This window comes from Streptomyces sp. NPDC057616 (assembly GCF_042800575.1).
Classification (GTDB): Bacteria; Actinomycetota; Actinomycetes; order Streptomycetales; family Streptomycetaceae; genus Streptomyces.
The window spans coordinates 123695-141475 of the sequence record NZ_JBHVGU010000028.1 but is presented as its reverse complement, the minus strand read 5'-3'; the positions used below and the strand labels follow the sequence as shown (position 1 = coordinate 141475).

The window sequence follows — 17781 nt, the reverse complement described above, 5'->3', positions numbered from 1 at the left end:
ACGCTGAGCGACGCCCCCGGTGGGACGCTGTCTTGGGGCACTACCACCGGGTACTCTCAACGCGATATGAGCACCGAGAACCTCCCCCAGAGCCCTGAGCAGCCGCCTCGCAAGCCGCGCGTGGCCGTCGTGTTCGGCGGGCGCAGCTCCGAACACGGGATCTCCGTGGTCACCGCCGGCGCCGTCCTGCGCGCCGTCGACCGGACCAAGTACGACGTCCTGCCGATCGGCATCACCAAGGACGGCCGCTGGGCCCTCACCGCCGACGAACCGGAGCGCATGGCGATCACCGACCGCCGCACCCCGGACGTCGAGGAGCTGGCCGAGTCCGACGAGGGCGGGGTGGTGCTCCCCGTCGACCCCCAGAACCGCGAAGTCGTCTACAGCGAACCCGGATCGGTGCCCAAGGCGCTCGGCGAGGTCGACGTCGTCTTCCCCGTCCTGCACGGCCCCTACGGCGAGGACGGCACCCTGCAGGGCCTGCTGGAGCTCTCCGGCGTCCCGTACGTGGGCTCGGGCGTGCTCGCCTCGGCCGTCGGCCAGGACAAGGAGTACATGAAGCGGGTGTTCACCTCGTTCGGGCTCAAGGTCGGCCCGTACGTGGTGATCCGGCCGCGCGAGTGGGAGCGCGACGAGGCGGCCGCCCGCAAGAAGATCGTCGACTTCGCGGGCGAGCACGGCTGGCCGCTCTTCGTGAAGCCCGCGCGCGCGGGCTCGTCGATCGGCATCACCAAGGTCGACGACCTCTCCGGGCTCGGCGACGCGATCGCGGAGGCCCAGCGGCACGACCCGAAGATCCTCGTGGAGGCGGCACTGCGCGGCCGCGAGATCGAGTGCGGGGTGCTGGAGTTCGAGGACGGCCCGCGCGCGAGCGTGCCTTCGGAGATCCCGCCGCCGGACGCACACGCGTACTACGACTTCGAGGCGAAGTACATCGACTCGACCCCCGGCATCGTGCCGGCGCCGCTGACGCCCGAGGAGACCGCCGAGGTGCAGCGGCTCGCGGTGGCCGCCTTCGAGGCCGCGTCCTGCGAGGGCCTGGTGCGCGCGGACTTCTTCCTCACCGAGGACGGCGAGTTCGTGATCAACGAGATCAACACGATGCCCGGCATGACCCCGATCTCGATGTACCCGCAGATGTGGCAGGCGAGCGGGATCAGCTACCCCGAGCTGGTGGGCAAGCTGATCGAGGCGGCGCTGCGCAGGTCCACGGGCCTGCGCTGAGCGAAGGACCCCGTCAGGAGGCGATCCCCTCGGGGATCGCCTTCTTCACTGCGGGGGCCAGGTCGACCAGCGGCGCGAGGCCGTCTCCGGTACGGCCCTTGGGGATGGTCACCTCCACGTAGGCGGTGCGCAGCGTGGTGGTGAAGCGGAACGAGCCGTCCTGCCGCTTCTGCAGCAGCCAGCCGACCTTGTCGACCTCGACCCCGTCGGCCTCCGGATCGGACATCTCGGCGGGCCGCTCGACACCGCAGCGCAGTATGATCGCCGGGTCGCCCCAGCCCGCGGTCAGCGCGGAGGCGGGTTCGGGATCCCGGCGATCCTGGCCGTCGACCTTCGACGGCAGCACCTTGTCCAGGTTCTGGCACAGCTTGGTGACCTTCGCACCCGGGCCTGGAACCGCGGCCCGGGCGCTGTCGTCTGCTGAGGAGCAGCCCGTTGCCGTGATCAGTGCGGCGGCGAGAACGGGCAGCCCGAGAAGGGTTCGGCGCCGGTGACGGATGGAGTTCACCGGCCAAGGGTAGACGGGGGCTACAGATGGACGACCGGGCAGGTCAGGGTACGCGTGATCCCGTCCACTTGCTGGACTTTGGCGACCACCATGCGGCCGAGGTCGTCCACGGTGTCCGCCTGCGCCCGCACGATCACGTCATAAGGTCCTGTCACGTCCTCGGCCTGGATGACTCCAGGAATCTTGCTGATCGTCTCGGCGACGGTCGACGCCTTGCCGACCTCCGTCTGGATCAGGATGTACGCCTGTACCACGGAACCTCCAGGGCGGCCACGAGGATCATGTGGGGAAAAGGAACGCCACGGTATCGCGTCGCCGCACGCCGCGGGGAGACCTGCGCGGGCCACGCTCCACGCGCCGGGGCGCAGGCACGGCAGAAGTTGACGGACACCTCGACCGTATCGAGGACACTGATGACGCGCGACCGGGAACTGCACGGGACAGAAGGGGAGCAAGCGCAATGAAGGGCACTGTTGGTGAGCTTGGCGAGTTCGGGCTCATCAGGGAGCTCACCTCCCGTCTCACCACCACCCCGGCGGTCCGGGTCGGCCCCGGCGACGACGCCGCGGTGGTCGCCGCGCCCGACCGGAGGGTCGTGGCCAGCACCGACATCCTCCTGGAGGGGCGGCACTTCCGCCGCGACTGGTCCACCGCCTACGACGTCGGGCGCAAGGCGGCCGCGCAGAACCTCGCGGACATCGCCGCGATGGGCGCCGTGCCGACCGCGCTGTTGCTCGGCCTGGTCGTCCCGGCCGAACTCCCGGTCACCTGGCCGAGCGAGCTGATGGACGGGCTGCGCGACGAGTGCCAGGTCGCGGGCGCCTCGGTGGTCGGCGGCGATGTCGTACGGGGCGACACGATCATGGTGTCGATCACCGCGCTCGGCGATCTGCGCAACCAGGAGCCGATCACCCGGGCCGGCGCCCAGCCCGGCGACCGCGTCGCCGTCACCGGCTGGCTCGGCTGGTCCGCCGCCGGATACGCGGTGCTCTCCCGCGGCTTCCGCTCGCCGCGCGCCTTCGTGGAGGCGCACCGGCGCCCCGAACCGCCGTACCACGCGGGCCCGGCCGCGGCCGGCCTCGGCGCGACGGCGATGTGCGACGTCAGCGACGGCCTGATCGCCGACCTCGGGCACATCGCCGAGGCCAGCAAGGTGCGCATCGACATCCGGTCCGGCGCGATCGACATCCCGTCCCAGATGAACGACATCGGGCAGGCCGTCGGCGTCGACCCCATGCAGTGGGTGCTGACCGGGGGAGAGGACCACGCGATCGTGGCGACCTTCCCGCCGGACGTGAAGCTGCCCGCCCGCTGGAAGGTGATCGGCGAGGTGCTCAACCCCTCGGCGCTGCCGCAGGTCACGGTCGACGGGGCGCCGTGGACCAGCAAGGGCGGCTGGGACCACTTCGGCGGGGACATCGAGTCATGAGCGTGCCGCCCCGGGTGCTGACCGTCGCGGGCTCCGATTCCGGCGGCGGGGCCGGCATCCAGGCCGACCTGAAGACGATGCTCGCGCTCGGCGTGCACGGCATGAGCGTCGTCACGGCGGTCACGGCGCAGAACTCGCTGGGTGTGCAAGGGGCTTGGGAGCTGCCGGTGGAGGCGGTGCGGGCGCAGTACCGCAGCGTCGTCGACGACATCGGCGTCCAGGCGGTCAAGACCGGGATGCTCTCCTCGGCCGAACTCGTCGAGGCGGTCGCCGAGTTGATCGGCGGCACGGACGTCCCGGCGGTCGTCGACCCGGTGGGCGTCTCCAAGCACGGGGACCCGCTGCTGGCGGCCTCCGCGCTGGACTCCGTACGCACGAAGCTGCTGCCGGCCGCGACGGTGGCGACGCCCAACCTCGACGAGGTCGCCCAACTCACCGGCGTCCGGGTCGAGTCGGAGGCGGACCTGCGCGAGGCCGCGGCGGCCGTCCTGGCGTACGGACCGCGGTGGGTGCTCGTCAAGGGCGGTCATCTCGCGGCCGGGAGCGAGGCGGTCGACCTGCTCACCGACGGCTCCGAGGAGCGCTGGCTGCGCGCGCCGCGCCACGACAACCGGCACACGCACGGCACGGGTTGCACCCTCGCGTCCGCGATCGCGTCGCAGCTCGCGAAGGGGCAGTCCGTGCCGGAGGCGGTGGCGGCGGCCAAGCGGTACGTCACCGGGGCGATCGCGGCCGGCTTCGCGCTCGGCGGCGGGATCGGGCCCGTGGACCACGGCTGGGCCCTCAGCAGGGAGCCTCGAAGGGGTAGTCCCTCAGCGTGATGCCGGTCGCCGCCTTCTCGGTCAGCCGTTTGAAGAAGCGGGCCAGCGGGCGGGAGCCGAGGAGCCGGTACATCCGGTCGCGGCTGCGGATGCGGCGCTCGGTCGCCGGGGCGAAGAACGGGCCCGCGTTGCCGGAGATCTTCTGGCAGCCCCTGGCGAAGTCCCGGACGCGCGTCTCGTACTCGGCGTAGGCGGTGCGGAAGTCACCGCCCGCGAGGGCGAGTTCACCCGCGAGGACGTACGCGGCGACGATCGCCGCACCCGTGCCCATCCCGCCCATGGTCGCCCCGAACCCGGCGTCCCCGAGCAGCGCCACCCGGCCCTCGGTCAGGCGGTCGACGTGGATCTGGGCGATCGCGTCGAAGTACACGTCGTCGGCCGCCTCCAGCGCCTTGAGGACGGCGGGCGTCTCCCAGCCCATCCCGGCGAAGCGCTCCGCCAGGATCCGCTTGACCGCCGCGACGTCCCGGCGGTCGTACGACAGCCGCTCGGAGCGGAAGACCAGCAGCGCGCCCGCACGGTCCGGGTCGCCGTCGTAGTTGCCGATGCAGACCGCGCGGCCGGGCTCGCTGTAGAGCCGGCCGGTGCGGTCCAGACCGAGGTCGTTGGGGACGTCGAAGCCGGCCACGTAGTGGTCGAAGAAGCGCAGGTAGCGGGATTCGTCACCGAAGACGAGACGGCGGGTGAGGGAGTGCAGCCCGTCCGCGCCGACGACGAGGTCGAAGCGGCGGGGCGCGCCCTTGTCGAAGGTGACCTCCACGCCGTCCGCGTCCTGCGCGAGGGAGGCGATCGAGTCGCCGAAGACGTACTCGACGTCGTCCTTGGTGCGCTCGTACATGATCCGCGCGAGTTCGCCGCGGAAGATCTCGACGTCGCCGCTCATCATCTCGGCGGGCAGGTCCACGCGGGGCGTGCCGTCGGCGCCGACGACGGTCTGGCGGCCCATGTGGGTCTGGCGGGCGTGGATCTCGTCCCAGATGCCCATGGCGGTCAGGACGGTGCGGTGGACGTGGCCGCGGAAGTCGACCGCGAAGCCGCCGCCGCGCAGTGCGGGCGCCTTCTCGACGACGGTGGCCCGGGCGCCGAGCCGTGCGAGGTTCAGGGCGAGGGCGGGACCGGCGACGCTCGCGCCGGAGATCAGGACGGTGAGGTGGCCGAGGTTCTTCGTCTGCTTCGTCATGCACCGAGCGTCGGCGGCGGCGCTGACCGTCCACCTACCGTTCGCTGACCGCCGCTCCTACCGTTCGCCGAGCGCCGCCGACCGCAGGCGTTCGCCCTGCTCGAATGCTTCGTCGTAGGCCTCGGGCGACAGCTTCTCGCGTACGTCCTTCTCGGTCGCCGCGACGTCGGGGTCGCCCTCCACGCGCATGCCGCGCAGCGCGGTCGCGGCGCCGAGCAGGACGGCGGCGCGCCCGGCGGAGCCGGCGACGGACGCCAACGCCTCGGCCGCGTCGGCGAGTTCCAGGTCGCCCGGCCCCTCGACGGCGAGCTCCGCGGCCTGCCGGAACCACTCGCGGGCCTCCTCGGCGTGCCCCTCGGCGGCGGCCGTGCGGCCGAGCCCGATGAGGATGCGGACCGTCTCGCCGACGCTGAACCAGTTGGCGGCACACTCCTGGAGGGCGTCCTCGTAGTGCACGCGCGCGCGTGCCGTGTCCCCGGCGAGCCGGGCCGCGTCACCGAGGCCGCGCCGCGCCGCCGCCACCTTGTCGGGCAGGCCCGCGCCCCGGGCGAGCGTGAGCGCCTGCGCGAAGCACGCCTCGGCGCCGGCCCGGTCGCCGCGGTGCAGCAGGACCGTGCCGCGGGTGCGCAGCAGATCCGCGGTCTCCTCGGGCGCGGCCAGCTCCCGGACGTGGGCCAGCCCCTCGTCGAGAAGTTCCAGCGCGTGCGGTGTCCGCCCGCGCGCGTGGGCGAACATGCCGAGCGGTTCGAGGCAGTTGGCCATGCCCCAGCGGTCGCCCACGGCCCGGAATCCCTCCAGCGCCCGCGCGAAGGACGCCTCGGCGTCCCGCGGCCGGCCCGCGAACTGCGCCCGGAAGCCGAGGCCCACGTCCAGCAGGGCCCGCGCCCAGGGGTCCGCCCCCGCCAGTGTCAGGGCGTGCTCGTCGGCGTGCGGGCGCGGGCCGGCCGCCACCGACCACAGCACGAGGACGTACGGCAGCCGCAGCGGCCCCGGGTAGGCGCCGAGGACGGCGTCCGCGCGTGCGAGGAGGCCCGGGTCGCCGCCCGCGCCTTCGCCGTCGCCCTCGCCGGACAGCGCGTTGATCAGGCACAGGACGTACTCCTCCACCAGGCCCGGCGGCGGGGTGTCCCCGACGGCGGCCAGCAACTCCCGTGCCGTCGCCACCTGTTCGCCGTGCAGCCCGCGCAGCCGCCAGAACCACGACAGGGCGGCGGCGAGGCGCAGGGCGTTCTCGGGGTCGCCGGGCACGAGGTGCCGCAGCGCCGCGACCAGGTTGCCGTGCTCGGCGGTCAGCCGGTCCAGCCAGGGCAGCTGGCCGCCGCCCCGCAGCAGCGGTTCCGCGTGCCCGGCGAGCCGCAGGAAGTACGCGGCGTGCGCGTCGGCGAGCTCGCCGCGGGCGGATAGGTCCTCCGCGGCGAACGCCCTGATCGTCTCCAGCATGCGGTAGCGCCCCTCGGACACCTCCAGGAACGACTTCTCGACCAGCGAGGCCAGCACGTCCTCCGGGTAGGGCAGTGCGCACACCGCCTCGACCGCCTCCAGGGTCGCGCCGCCGGAGAACACGGTCAGCCGCCGTGCCAGCTCCCGCTCCTCCTCGTCGAGCAGGTCCCAGCTCCACTCGACCACGGCACGCAGGGTGCGGTGCCGGGGCGCCTTGGAGCGGTCGCCGCGGGACAGCAGCCGGAACCGGTCGTCCAGGCGGTCCGCCAGCTCGTCCGGGGTCAGTGTGCGCAGCCGGGCCGCCGCCAGCTCGATGGCGAGCGGCAGCCCGTCGAGGGCGGCACAGATGCCGGGCACGCGCGCGTGCCCCTCGAAACCCGGGCGCACGGCACGCGCGCGGTCCAGGAAGAGCAGCTCGGCGGGCTCGGGCCGCAGCGGCGGCACGGGGACCAGCATCTCGCCGGTGATCCCGAGGGACTCCCGGCCGGTGGCGAGGACGCGCACCCCGGGGCAGCCGGCCAGCAGCAGCGCGGCGACGCGGGCGGCGTCCTCGACCAGGTGCTCGCAGTTGTCGAGGACGAGCAGCAGCTCGCGGTCCTCCAGCGCGGCCAGCAGCCGGTCCGTGCCGTCGGCGGCGGGCGTGCGGAAGCCCTCGCGCACGCCGAGCGCGGTCAGGACGGCGTACGGGATCCGGCTGCCGTCGGCGAGCGGCGCCAGCTCGACGAAGCAGACGCCGGGGTGCCGCTGCGCCGTCTCGATCGCCAGCCGTGTCTTGCCCGCGCCGCCCGGGCCGGTGAGCGTGACGAGACGCGCGTCGGACGCCAGCAGGTCGCCGATCCGGGCGAGTTCGCTCTCGCGGCCGACGAAGCGGGTCAGCTGGACGGGCAGGCGGTGCCGCTGCGGTGTGCCGCCCTGGAGCAGTTCCAGATGCAGCGCGGCCAGGTCGGGCGAGGGGTCGGCGCCGAGTTCGTCCGCGAGCGCGCGCCGGGCCTCCTCGTACACCGTGAGCGCCTCGGCGGGGCGCCCACTCGCGTGCAGGGCCCGCATCAGCTGCCCGTACAGCCGCTCGCTCAGCGGGTGCCGCGACAGCAGCGCCCGCAGCTCCGGTACGAGCTCGGGGCCGCCGCCGAGCGCGAGATCCGCCTCGATCCGGTCCTGCACGGCGGCCAGTCTGAGCTCGTCGAACCGGGCGGTCTCGGCGTGCGCGTCCGGCAGGTCGGGCAGCGCCGGGCCGCGCCACAGGGCGAGCGCGTCCCGCAGCAGGGCCGCCGCGCGCGCGTGATCACCGGCGGCCCAGGCGGCCCGCCCCTCCTGGGCCAGGCGTTCGAAGCGGTGGGCGTCGACGGAGTCGGGCGGGGCGGCGAGCCGGTAGCCGGCGGCGACCGCCTCGATGTCGGTGTGCGGGGCCAGGCGCCGGCGCAGCCGGGAGATCTGCGACTGCAGGGCGTTGCCGGCCCCGGCCGGCGGCTCGGCGCCGTAGAGCCCGTCGGTCAGCCGCTGTGTGGACACCGCGTGCCCGGCGTCGAGGAGCAGCAGGGAGAGGAGCGCGCGCGGCCGGGGTCCGCCGGGGTCCAGTGGGGTGCCGTCGTCGGTGCGTACGTCCAGGGGGCCCAGGATGCCGAAGCGCATGGGGACAGCTTGTCAGGGACAGCAAAAAGCCGGCCCACCAGAGGTGGACCGGCTCAGTGCAGCGAACCAGCAGTGGCCGCGCGCTCAGCTGTTGGCGTCAGCGCGAGACCTTGCCGGCCTTGATGCACGAGGTGCAAGCGTTCACGCGCTTCGGCGTCCCGCCGACCACGGTACGTACGCGCTGGATGTTCGGGTTCCAGCGACGGGACGTACGGCGGTGCGAGTGCGAGATGTTGTTGCCGAAGCCCGGCCCCTTGCCGCAGACGTCGCAGTTGGCAGCCACGGGTCACTCCAAAGACTTCAGATGCACTTACGGTTGGGTCCCGGCATGCCGGGATCGAGATCGCAGGATCAGAGATCTGGGTGGCGGTGCCAGGGGCGAGCCCGATCGGTGTCGGGCAACCGGAGCAGCATACAACGACTGCGCCAGTACAACGAAACTACCATGGCTGCTCAGGGCTCCGCTCCCGGCCCTCTTCCGGTGGACACCGCTGCGGGGTCTACGCTGCGTCCCATTCACAGCTCAAGGAGGCGCAGGTGGCGCAGGTGCCGCAGACATTCTTCGATGCTCTCGCGGTGCGCTCCTGGTGCGGTCTCGCGCTGGAGGCGCTGGGACGCGCGCGTGAGGAGATCGACGCGATCAACGTCTACCCCGTGGCCGACGGGGACACGGGCACCAACCTCTATCTGACCGTGGAGTCCGCCGTCGCGGCCGTGGAGGCCGTCTTCTCCGCCCACGAGGTGGAAGCCGGCGCCTCGGGGAAGCCGACGCTGGCCGACGCGGCGGGCGCGATGGCGCACGGCGCGCTGATAGGCGCCCAGGGGAACTCCGGGACAATCCTCGCGCAGCTGCTGCGCGGTATGGCGCAGGTGCTGACCGCCGACGGTGAGACGCCTCACACCGACGGCCCGGGCCTCCGGCTCGCCCTGCGGAAGGCGGCCGACTCCGCCCGCCAGGCCGTCGCGCACCCCGTGGAGGGGACGGTCCTGTCCGTCGCCTCGGCCGCCGCCGACGCCGTCGGCGTGATCGAGGGCGACTGCGGGACGGTGGCGCGGGCGGCCTACGAGGGAGCGTGCGCGGCGCTGGCCGCGACCCCGGGGCAGCTGGCGGTGCTGGGGCGCGCCGGCGTCGTCGACGCGGGCGGGCGCGGGCTGGTCGCGGTGCTCGCCGCGCTGGTGGAGACGTTCACGGGGGAGGCGCCGAGGGCGGTCGCCGGATCGTCGGTCGCGAAGCTGCCGCCGTCCGGCCCCGCGGACGGGTCGGCCGGCGTCCCCGCCGACGAGGACTGCGCCCCCTCCCCGCAGGACGGGGGCCCCGCGTTCGAGGTGATCTACCTGCTGGAGGCGGAGGACGCGTCCGTGGCGCGGCTGCGAACCCGCCTCGACGCCCTCGGGGACTCGCTGGTCGTGGTCGGCGGCGACGGGCTGTGGAACGTCCACGTCCACGTGCACGTCGACGACGCGGGCGCGGCCGTGGAGGCGGGCGTCGAGGCCGGGCGGCCGTACCGGATCCGGATCACCCACTTCGGGGTCGGCGACGTGCACACGCGCGGGGGCGAACGGCCGCCGCGGGAGCGGGTCCAGCGCGCCGTCGTCGCCGTCGTGCCGGGCGAGGGCCTGGCCGGGCTCTACACCGAGGCCGGCGCGACCACCGTGCTCGCGCGCCCGGGGGAGGCGCCCGCCAGCGGGGAGCTCGTCGACGCGGTACGGCGGGCGCACGCGCGCGAGGTGGTGCTGCTGCCCAACGACGCCGACCTGCGGCACACCGCGGCCGCGGCGGCCGAGCAGGCCCGCACCGAGGGCATCCGCGTGGCCCTCATCCCGACCCGGTCCGCGGTCCAGGGGATCGCGGCGCTCGCCGTGCACGAGCCGGAGCGCCGCTTCGACGAGGACGTCGTGTCGATGACCTCGGCGGCGGGCGCGACCCGGTACGCCGAGGTGGCCGTCGCCGAGCGCGAGTCCTGGACCATGGCCGGCATCTGCCAGGCCGGCGACGTCCTCGGCCTGGTCGAGGACGACGTGGCCGTCATCGGCTCCGACGTCATCGCCATCGCCGAGGCCGTCCTGGACCGCATGCTCCAGGCCGGCGGCGAACTCGTCACCCTCGTCCTCGGCGACGACGCCCCCGACTCGGTCGCCGACCGGCTGGAGGCACGCGTGCGCGAGTCGTACCTCGCCGTCGACACGGTGGTCTACCGCGGCGGCCGGCAGGGCGCGCTGCTGCTCATCGGGGTGGAGTAGCACCCCTCACGGCTCCGGCGCCCTGTCCCCGCGCCGCCCGCCCCTCAGCCGGCGTTGCGCTGCTCCTCCATCACCTGCAGCATCTGCCCGGCCTCCGCACGCCGCTCCTGTGCCGTCTCGTCCTCGTCGTCCGCGCCGTCGTACGCCGCGAGGACCGCACGCGCGTGTGCCGTCGCGCGGTCGGGGCGGCCGAGGTCGGACTCCAGCCAGCCCGCGGCGAGTTCCGCGCCGGTACGGCTGTCCAGGGCGTCGTCCCCCAGCGAGGCGAACACCGCGACCGCCTCGGTGACCTGGGCCAGCGCGTCCTCGAGCGCGGCCCGGATCGCCTCGTCGTCGGCGTCCTCGGCGGCGGAACGGGCGAGCAGGTCACCGAACTGGCGGTGGGTGTGCCCGAGTTCGGCGACGAGCCGCTGCCGCGCCTCCTCGTCGGCCCCGGCGGCGCCCAGCGCCGCCTCGCACTCCCGGACCGCGTCCGCCATGGACGCCCGTGCGGCGTCCGCCCCGTCCTCGGCGCGCAGCGCCAGCCACGCGCGTGCGCGCAGCGAACGCACCAGGCCGTGCACGTTGCCGAGCGAGCGCCACAGCTCGCCCGCGCGTGCGTAGGCCCGGTCGGCGTCGGCCGGCTGACCCGCCGCGCCGAGGGACTCGGCGGCGAGATGGGCGAGCGTCGCGTGGTCGTGCTGCTCGGGCCAGTGCCGGGCGATCTCGGCCGCCTGCAGCCGCCGTTCGGCCGCCGCGCGGTGCTCCCCGAGCTCGCTCAGGCAGTCGCCCAGCCACCACTGCGTCTGCACCACCGCGCCGTCGCCGTGCGTCTCGGCGTTCAGATCGGGCAGCGCCGACTCCAGCACTTCCGCCGCCTCGGCGAACCGGCCCTGCCGCAGCAGGAACCCGCCCAGCTGCTGCCGCGCCCACGCGCCCAGCGTCCGGCTCTCGCCCGCCTCGTCGGCCCAGTGCGCCGCCTCCAGGGCGTGCTCGGCGGCCTCCACGGACAGCCCGCGCCCGCCGAGGACCTCACCGAGCTGGAGGTGCAACTGGGCCCGCCCGACGGCCTCCAGATGCGCTCCACCGTGCTCCAGGGCCGCCCGCAGCGCCCGCTCCGCCCCCGAGATGTCGCCCAGGTGGTGGGCCAGCCCCGCGAGCCGCGCCTCGTACTCCACCGCGAACCACGGCAGTCCGGCCTCGACGAACGCGGCCGTGGCCCGCCCGAACAGCTCGACGGCCGTCTCCAGGTCCCCGCGCCGCACCGCCAGCTCCGCCAGCATGGCCCGCGCCTCGGCGGCCCGCGCGGCGATCCGCACGTCGTCACCGGCGTACCCGCCGACCAGCGCGAGCAGTTCGCGCACGGCGGCCTCGGCCTCGGCGAGAACCGATGCACCGGCCGCACCGCCGCCCTCCCCGCCGTCCGCCGGGTCGGCGTCCAGCACCCGCCGCATCACGATCCGCGCCCGCCCCATCAGCACGGACGCCGTCTGCCGCACGCCCGTCGCCTCCTCGGCATACAGCGCCAGCACCTGGTCGTACGGCTCCTCGACCGCCGCGAGCGCCTCGTCCACCAGGCCCGCCAGCGCGCGTGCGTACGCCGCACGCGTGCGTGCCGCCAGCGCCTCCCCGGGGTCGCCCGCCTCCGAGTACAGCTCGGCGGCCCGCTCGAAGAGCGCGGCGCCCTCGGGCCCCCGGTCCATCGCCTCGTGGTCGGCGATCTCCGCGCGGTCGCGGGCGTCCAGCTCGACGCCCGCCGCCGCGCGCGAGACCTCCGCCCAGGCGTCCATGGCGTTCGGCCGCAGGGTGTCCGACATCCGGCGCGCCTTCGCGAGCAGGGCGGGCAGGTCCGGCGCCGCCACGGGCGCGGGAGCCTGCGCCGGAACGGCGGGCGCGGACACCCGGCGTGCCGTGCGCACCCCGAGCGGCAGCCGCTCCACCAGCGGGGACTGCGCCATACGCGCGCGTGCCCGCTCACTGACGTAGGAGGTGGAGTTGCGCTCGTCGAAACGGGCGGCCAGGGCGAGGGCCTCCGCACGCGCGTGCGCGGCGAGTTCGCGCGCCGTCCACGACCGGCCCGCCGGTCCCGGCACCTGCCGCTCGCCCAGCCCCACCGCGTCCAGGCGCTCCATGAGGAGCGTCACCACACTGAGGAAGTCCAGCCGGCTGCGCGGCTGCCCCGTGTCCGTGAAGTACGCCGGCCGCTCCGCCAGCAGCTCCAGCGCGCGCGCCTCGTTGCCGGTCAGCGCGCAGAACTCCACGTGGTCCGCGTACGCGCCCCGCATGCTCTCCATGCCCCGCACCAGCCGGAAGCCCCGCAGATGGTGCGCGCGTGCCTCGTCCGTGCGGCCCAGCCGCAGCAGCGGCACCAGGGAGGACGCGAGGACCGCGTGCGGCTCGTGCGCGCACGTGAACTGTCCCTCCAGGACCGGCGCCCACAGCTCCAGCGCCTTCGCGTCGTGCCCCTGCCGCTCCTGCCACCAGCCCTGCTCGTGCAGCTCGCACGCGTGGCAGTCGGCCATGCTGTCGCGGTCGGCGGCCAGCCACGCGGCGTACGCCCGCTCCGCGCGCGGGATGTCACCGAGATGCGCGGCCACACTGAACTCCGCGCCGCGCACCGCCCGTTCGGAGTGCCCCGCGAGGCGGTAGCGGTGCTCCATCTCGCCGAGCCACTTCTCGATCGAGGCCAGCGGCACGTGCGGCTGGTCGAGCATGCCGGACGACATCCACTTGAAGACCCAGTGCAGCGAGTGCACCTCGTACGCGTCGAAGTCCTCGGGCCGCTCGTCCCACATGCGCAGCAGGCGCGCGAAGGGGACGAACATCTTGTCCTTCTCGGAGCTGTAGTTGTAGACCTTCAGCTGGTGCCCGAGCGCCTCGATCACGGCCAGCGGGATGCCCAGCCTCTCGGCCTCGGTGAGCAGCTGCTCCGCGCGCGCGTTGCGCGCCGGGCCCTCCGGACGCTCGCCGTTCTCCGCCATCTCCCGGCGCAGGGAGTCGAAGTCCGTGATCTCACTCATCAGAAACCGCCCCCCGTGGAGTCGTCCGTCGTGCCGGAATCACCGGATTCACCGGCATCATCGAAATCGCTGGAATCACCGTGGGTCGCCCATTCCAGCAGGCCGATGAACGACCGGTTCAGCAGGGCCGTGTCCGCCGGTCTGAGCGGACGCTGCGCCATCAGCAGCGCCTGCCCGTACAAGGACTCCGTGGCGGTGCCGACCAGTTCCGGGTCGCGCAGCGAGCTGATCCTGCGGACCAGCGGGTTGAGATGGTTGAGCACCAGACGCGCGCGCGGGGCGCTGCCCCGCAGCGAGCCCAGGATCCCGGCCCACAGGTCGTCGGCCTGCTCCTCGGCCTCGGCACGGGCCTGCTCATGGCGGGCCGCCCGGTCGTCGAGGTGGAGTGCGGGGACCGACAGCGGGTGGAAGGCGCGCAGCACGATGTCGCACCCCACGGCGTCCAGCGTGGCCCGCGCCGCCGCCAGGAACTCCGACAGCGCCAGCTCCTCGGCGGCGTCCACCGAGTCCAGATGCGCCGTCACGGTGTCCGCGTCCAGCTCCGCGACCACCGTCCCCGGCCGCACCGACGGCAGTGCCTCGACCAGCTCGCTGTCGTACGTGTAGCCGCCGTTGACCACCCCGACGCCCTGCGCGGACGCGATCGGCGCGACCTGCCGGTACTCCTCCACCGTCCGGGTGAAGTGCACCACCGGGTGCCGCAGCGCGAACTCCTCCAGGGACAGCCGTCCGTCGGTGGTCTCGAAGGGCAGCCACGGCAGCATCGTGCGCAGCATCTCCCGGTCGTGCCGCGCCAGCGACTTCACGCCCAGGTGGTGCACCGACAGGAAGGCCGCGAGCCGCTCCGGGTCGCCGGCCGCCAGTCCCGTCAGCCACGACCGGATCTTCTCGCCCAGCGCCTCCCGTACGGCGGCCAGCGTCTCGTCCTCGTACAGCGCCTCGCGCGAGGCCGTGGGCCGCAGGCTGTCCGTGTCCAGCACGCACCGCACGAAGAACGCCCAGTCCGGCAGCAGCTGTTCGGCCCGCTCGGTCAGCAGCATGCCCTTGAGGTGCACGCGGTGCGTGGCCCGCTGGGCCGGGCTGACCGCCGACGGCAGCACGTAGGCCACCCCGCGGATCCCGGCCAGCGGCACGTCCAGCCCGATCGTGTCCAGCGGCGTGAAGCCGAACAGGTCGTGGCAGTGCCGCGCCAGGGCCACCCGGCGGGCGGCGGGAGAGGGGTACGGGCGGTCCCAGGGCGCGGGCAGATCGGTGACCGCCTCGTCGCCGACCCGGACGTCGTAGGGCAGCAGCGACCCGAAGTCACGGGCCAGCGTGAGGACCCGGCCGGGCGTGAGCCACTCTCCGGCCCCCGCCCGCGCCACCAGGTGCACGGTGGTGCCCGGTTCGGGCCGGGCCTCGTGCGGCAGCGTCCGCACGGTGTACGAACCGTCGTCGCTCGCCGTCCACTCCACCGGGGCCGCGTCCGGCGTGCGCGCGCTGCGGCTGACCACCCGGATCCGCTCGGCGACCACGAAACAGGCCAGCAGGCCGATGCCGAACTGCCCGAGGAAGTCGGAGCGGACCTCCTGGAGCCCGTCCGCGATCGGGTCGGCCCGCTTGGAGCTGCGCCCGATCGTGGCCAGCAGGTCGTGCACGTCCGCCTCGGTGAGACCCACGCCGGTGTCCTCGACGCGCAGGGTGCCCGCCTCGGCGTACAGCCGCACCCGGGCCGGCGCGCCGGGCTGCTCCGCGCGCCGGGCGGTGATGGCGTCCACGGCGTTCTGCAGCAGTTCGCGCAGATAGACCTTGGGGCTGGAGTAGAGGTGATGGGAGAGCAGGTCCACCAGACCACGCAGGTCGACCTGGAAGGTGTGAGGTGACTGGGACGGCTGGGATGACTGTGAGGTCTGGGAGTCCATCGTCGCAGCGCCGGTGGGAGGAGAGAGCACGGCGCGGGGTCGGGCGGTCCTGGTGGGGCGGTGACCGCGGCATGGCCGGAGCGCGCCATCCTACGACCGGAACCAGCCGCCTGACCAGGGGTTTCCCGCGACGTATACGGGATTGTCAGTGACGTGGTGTGCAATGGATCTCGTGCCCGCACTGCAAGAACCACTGCAACAGCCGCTGAAGTCGGTGCTCGGCCCCGCCACCGCGAAGGTGATGGCCGAGCACCTCGGCCTGCACACCGTCGGCGACCTCCTCCACCACTACCCGCGCAGATACGAGGAGCGTGGTCAGCTCACCCACCTCGCCGACCTCCCGATGGACGAGCACGTCACGGTGGTCGCGATGGTCGCGGACGCCCGGCTGCACACCTTCGCCTCCGCCAAGGCCCCCCGCGGCAAGGGCCAGCGGCTGGAGGTCACCATCACCGACGGCAGCGGCCGCCTCCAACTGGTCTTCTTCGGCAACGGCGTTCACAAGCCCCACAAGGAGCTCCTGCCGGGCACCCGCGCGATGTTCGCGGGCAAGGTCTCCCTCTTCAACCGCCGCCTGCAACTGGCCCATCCGGCCTACGAGTTGCTGCGCGGCGACAGCGACGAGACGGTGGAGACCTGGGCCGGCGCCCTGATCCCCATCTACCCCGCCACCGCCAAGCTGGAGTCCTGGAAGATCGGCAAGGCCCTGCAGACGGTCCTGCCCAGCGCCCAGGACGCGATCGACCCGCTGCCGCCCGCCCTCCGCGAGGGCCGCGGCCTGGTCACCCTCCCCGAGGCCCTGCTCAAGATCCACCGCCCGCACACCAAGGCGGACATCGAGGACGCCCGCTCCCGCCTCAAGTGGGACGAGGCCTTCGTCCTCCAGGTCGCCCTCGCCCGCCGCCGCCACGCCGACGCCCAACTCCCGGCGGTGGCCCGCAGACCCAAGCCGTCCGGGCTCCTCACGGCCTTCGACGACCGCCTCCCCTTCACCCTCACCGACGGCCAGCAGAAGGTCTCCAGGGAGATCTTCGACGACCTGGCGACGGAACACCCCATGCACCGCCTGCTGCAGGGAGAGGTCGGATCGGGCAAGACGATGGTGGCGCTGCGCGCCATGCTCGCCGTGGTCGACGCGGGCGGGCAGGCCGCCATGCTCGCGCCCACCGAGGTGCTCGCCCAGCAGCATCACCGGTCCGTCGTCGAGATGATGGGGGAGCTGGCCGAGGGCGGCATGCTCGGCGGGGCCGAGCACGCGACCAAGGTGGTGGTGCTGACCGGTTCGATGGGCACCGCCGCGCGCCGGCAGGCGATGCTGGACCTGGCCACCGGCGAGGCGGGCATCGTGATCGGCACGCACGCGCTGATCGAGGACAAGGTCCAGTTCCACGACCTGGGGCTGGTGGTGGTCGACGAGCAGCACCGCTTCGGTGTCGAGCAGCGCGACGCCCTGCGCGGCAAGGGCAAGCAGCCGCCGCACCTGCTTGTCATGACGGCCACCCCGATCCCGCGCACGGTCGCCATGACCGTCTTCGGCGACCTGGAGACCTCCGTCCTCGACCAGCTCCCCGCGGGCCGCTCGCCCATCGCCTCGCACGTGGTCCCGGCCGCCGACAAGCCGCACTTCCTCTCCCGCGCCTGGGAGCGCGTGCGCGAGGAGGTGGGCAACGGCCATCAGGCGTACGTCGTCTGCCCCCGCATCGGGGACGACGAGGACGACCCGAAGAAGTCCGGCAGGAAGGCGTCCCCCGAGGACGAGGCGGAGAAGCGCCCGCCGCTCGCCGTCGTCGACGTGGCGGCGCAGCTCGCGAAGGGCCCGCTCAAGGGCCTGGGCGTCGAGGTGCTGCACGGCCGTATGCACCCCGACGACAAGGACGCCGTCATGCGCCGCTTCGCGGCCGGCGAGACCGACGTCCTCGTCGCGACGACGGTCATCGAGGTCGGCGTCAACGTCCCGAACGCCACGGCGATGGTCATCATGGACGCCGACCGCTTCGGCGTCTCCCAGCTCCACCAGCTCCGCGGCCGCGTCGGCCGCGGCTCGGCACCCGGCCTCTGCCTGCTGGTCACCGAGATGCCGGAGGCCAGCGCCGCCCGCCAGCGCCTGAACGCGGTCGCCTCCACCCTCGACGGCTTCGAGCTCTCCCGTATCGACCTCGAACAGCGCCGCGAGGGCGACGTCCTCGGCCAGGCCCAGTCCGGCGCCCGCACATCCCTGCGCATGCTCGCCGTCATCGACGACGAGGAGATCATCGCGGAGGCGAGGGAGGAGGCGGCGGCAGTGGTGGCGTCGGATCCGGAGCTGGCGGGTCTTCCGGGCCTCCGTACAGCCTTGGACGCCCTCTTGGACGAGGAAAGAGAGCAGTACTTGGAAAAGGGGTGAGGATGACTCCCTCAGGGGCGCGGGGA

12 protein-coding genes are annotated in these 17781 nt (G+C 73.8%); 5 read left to right on the top strand and 7 right to left on the bottom strand.

What is annotated here, in order from left to right:
• The first annotated feature begins 66 nt into the window (after window positions 1–66).
• Window positions 67–1224 (top strand): D-alanine--D-alanine ligase family protein, encoded by a 1158-nt coding sequence (locus ACFU97_RS31215; protein ID WP_384263351.1) that lies wholly within the window; start codon window positions 67–69, stop codon window positions 1222–1224.
• 13 nt (window positions 1225–1237) lie between these two features.
• On the opposite strand, the gene ACFU97_RS31210 is transcribed toward ACFU97_RS31215, so the two are convergent.
• Together ACFU97_RS31210 and ACFU97_RS31205 are read right to left on the bottom strand one after the other, a co-directional pair.
• Window positions 1238–1732: a DUF3515 domain-containing protein gene (locus ACFU97_RS31210; protein ID WP_384263349.1), complete on the bottom strand. Its 495-nt coding sequence runs from the start codon at window positions 1730–1732 to the stop codon at window positions 1238–1240.
• Window positions 1733–1752: 20 nt separating this feature from the next.
• Window positions 1753–1986, bottom strand: a complete 234-nt coding sequence (locus tag ACFU97_RS31205) for an Lrp/AsnC family transcriptional regulator (RefSeq protein ID WP_003997603.1) — start codon at window positions 1984–1986, stop codon at window positions 1753–1755.
• 206 nt (window positions 1987–2192) lie between these two features.
• On the opposite strand from ACFU97_RS31205, the gene ACFU97_RS31200 reads away from it, so the two are divergent.
• Both ACFU97_RS31200 and thiD read left to right on the top strand, forming a co-directional pair.
• Window positions 2193–3161, top strand: a complete 969-nt coding sequence (locus ACFU97_RS31200) for a thiamine-phosphate kinase (RefSeq protein ID WP_384263347.1) — start codon at window positions 2193–2195, stop codon at window positions 3159–3161.
• The gene (gene thiD / locus ACFU97_RS31195) at window positions 3158–3982 is read left to right on the top strand and encodes a bifunctional hydroxymethylpyrimidine kinase/phosphomethylpyrimidine kinase (RefSeq protein WP_384263344.1); all 825 of its coding nucleotides are present in this window, start codon (window positions 3158–3160) and stop codon (window positions 3980–3982) included. Before ACFU97_RS31200 ends, thiD begins: the two co-directional genes overlap by 4 nt.
• Here the strand turns inward: thiD and ACFU97_RS31190 are convergent.
• The 3 genes from ACFU97_RS31190 to rpmB all read right to left on the bottom strand — a co-directional run bounded on the left by ACFU97_RS31190 (window position 3945) and on the right by rpmB (window position 8514).
• A complete protein-coding gene (locus tag ACFU97_RS31190) occupies window positions 3945–5162 on the bottom strand; it encodes an FAD-dependent monooxygenase (protein WP_384263342.1) in 1218 nt (405 codons plus the stop codon). The genes thiD and ACFU97_RS31190 overlap by 38 nt on opposite strands.
• Before the next feature lie 57 nt (window positions 5163–5219).
• Window positions 5220–8231 carry a BTAD domain-containing putative transcriptional regulator gene (locus ACFU97_RS31185; protein WP_384263339.1) on the bottom strand — a complete coding sequence of 1004 codons (3012 nt, stop codon included), beginning with the start codon at window positions 8229–8231 and terminating at the stop codon, window positions 5220–5222.
• Window positions 8232–8328: 97 nt separating this feature from the next.
• Window positions 8329–8514 carry a 50S ribosomal protein L28 gene (rpmB, locus tag ACFU97_RS31180; protein WP_003993230.1) on the bottom strand — a complete coding sequence of 62 codons (186 nt, stop codon included), beginning with the start codon at window positions 8512–8514 and terminating at the stop codon, window positions 8329–8331.
• Between the two features lie 254 nt (window positions 8515–8768).
• Here rpmB and ACFU97_RS31175 point away from each other — a divergent pair, with 254 nt between their 5' ends.
• On the top strand, window positions 8769–10472 hold the full coding sequence (locus ACFU97_RS31175) for a DAK2 domain-containing protein (RefSeq protein ID WP_384263337.1): 1704 nt from the start codon (window positions 8769–8771) through the stop codon (window positions 10470–10472).
• A 44-nt stretch (window positions 10473–10516) separates the two neighbouring features.
• On the opposite strand, the gene ACFU97_RS31170 is transcribed toward ACFU97_RS31175, so the two are convergent.
• Both ACFU97_RS31170 and ACFU97_RS31165 read right to left on the bottom strand, forming a co-directional pair.
• Entirely contained in the window at window positions 10517–13471 is a 2955-nt protein-coding gene (locus ACFU97_RS31170; RefSeq protein WP_384263334.1) for a tetratricopeptide repeat protein, read from the bottom strand.
• Window positions 13471–15372, bottom strand: coding sequence for an HSP90 family protein (locus ACFU97_RS31165; RefSeq protein ID WP_384263332.1), 1902 nt, complete (start codon window positions 15370–15372; stop codon window positions 13471–13473). The genes ACFU97_RS31170 and ACFU97_RS31165 overlap by 1 nt, the downstream gene beginning before the upstream one ends.
• A gap of 163 nt (window positions 15373–15535) precedes the next feature.
• Here ACFU97_RS31165 and recG point away from each other — a divergent pair, with 163 nt between their 5' ends.
• Window positions 15536–17755, top strand: coding sequence for an ATP-dependent DNA helicase RecG (recG, locus tag ACFU97_RS31160; RefSeq protein WP_384263330.1), 2220 nt, complete (start codon window positions 15536–15538; stop codon window positions 17753–17755).
• Window positions 17756–17781 lie beyond the last annotated feature (26 nt).

Coding starts and splice junctions, on each gene's coding strand:
- ACFU97_RS31215 (WP_384263351.1), top strand. CDS start 67: ATGAGCACCGAGAACCTCCCCCAGAGCCCTGAGCAGCCGCCTCGCAAG.
- ACFU97_RS31200 (WP_384263347.1), top strand. CDS start 2,193: ATGAAGGGCACTGTTGGTGAGCTTGGCGAGTTCGGGCTCATCAGGGAG.
- thiD (WP_384263344.1), top strand. CDS start 3,158: ATGAGCGTGCCGCCCCGGGTGCTGACCGTCGCGGGCTCCGATTCCGGC.
- ACFU97_RS31190 (WP_384263342.1), bottom strand. CDS start 5,162: ATGACGAAGCAGACGAAGAACCTCGGCCACCTCACCGTCCTGATCTCC.
- ACFU97_RS31185 (WP_384263339.1), bottom strand. CDS start 8,231: ATGCGCTTCGGCATCCTGGGCCCCCTGGACGTACGCACCGACGACGGC.
- ACFU97_RS31170 (WP_384263334.1), bottom strand. CDS start 13,471: ATGAGTGAGATCACGGACTTCGACTCCCTGCGCCGGGAGATGGCGGAG.
- ACFU97_RS31165 (WP_384263332.1), bottom strand. CDS start 15,372: ATGGACTCCCAGACCTCACAGTCATCCCAGCCGTCCCAGTCACCTCAC.
- recG (WP_384263330.1), top strand. CDS start 15,536: ATGGATCTCGTGCCCGCACTGCAAGAACCACTGCAACAGCCGCTGAAG.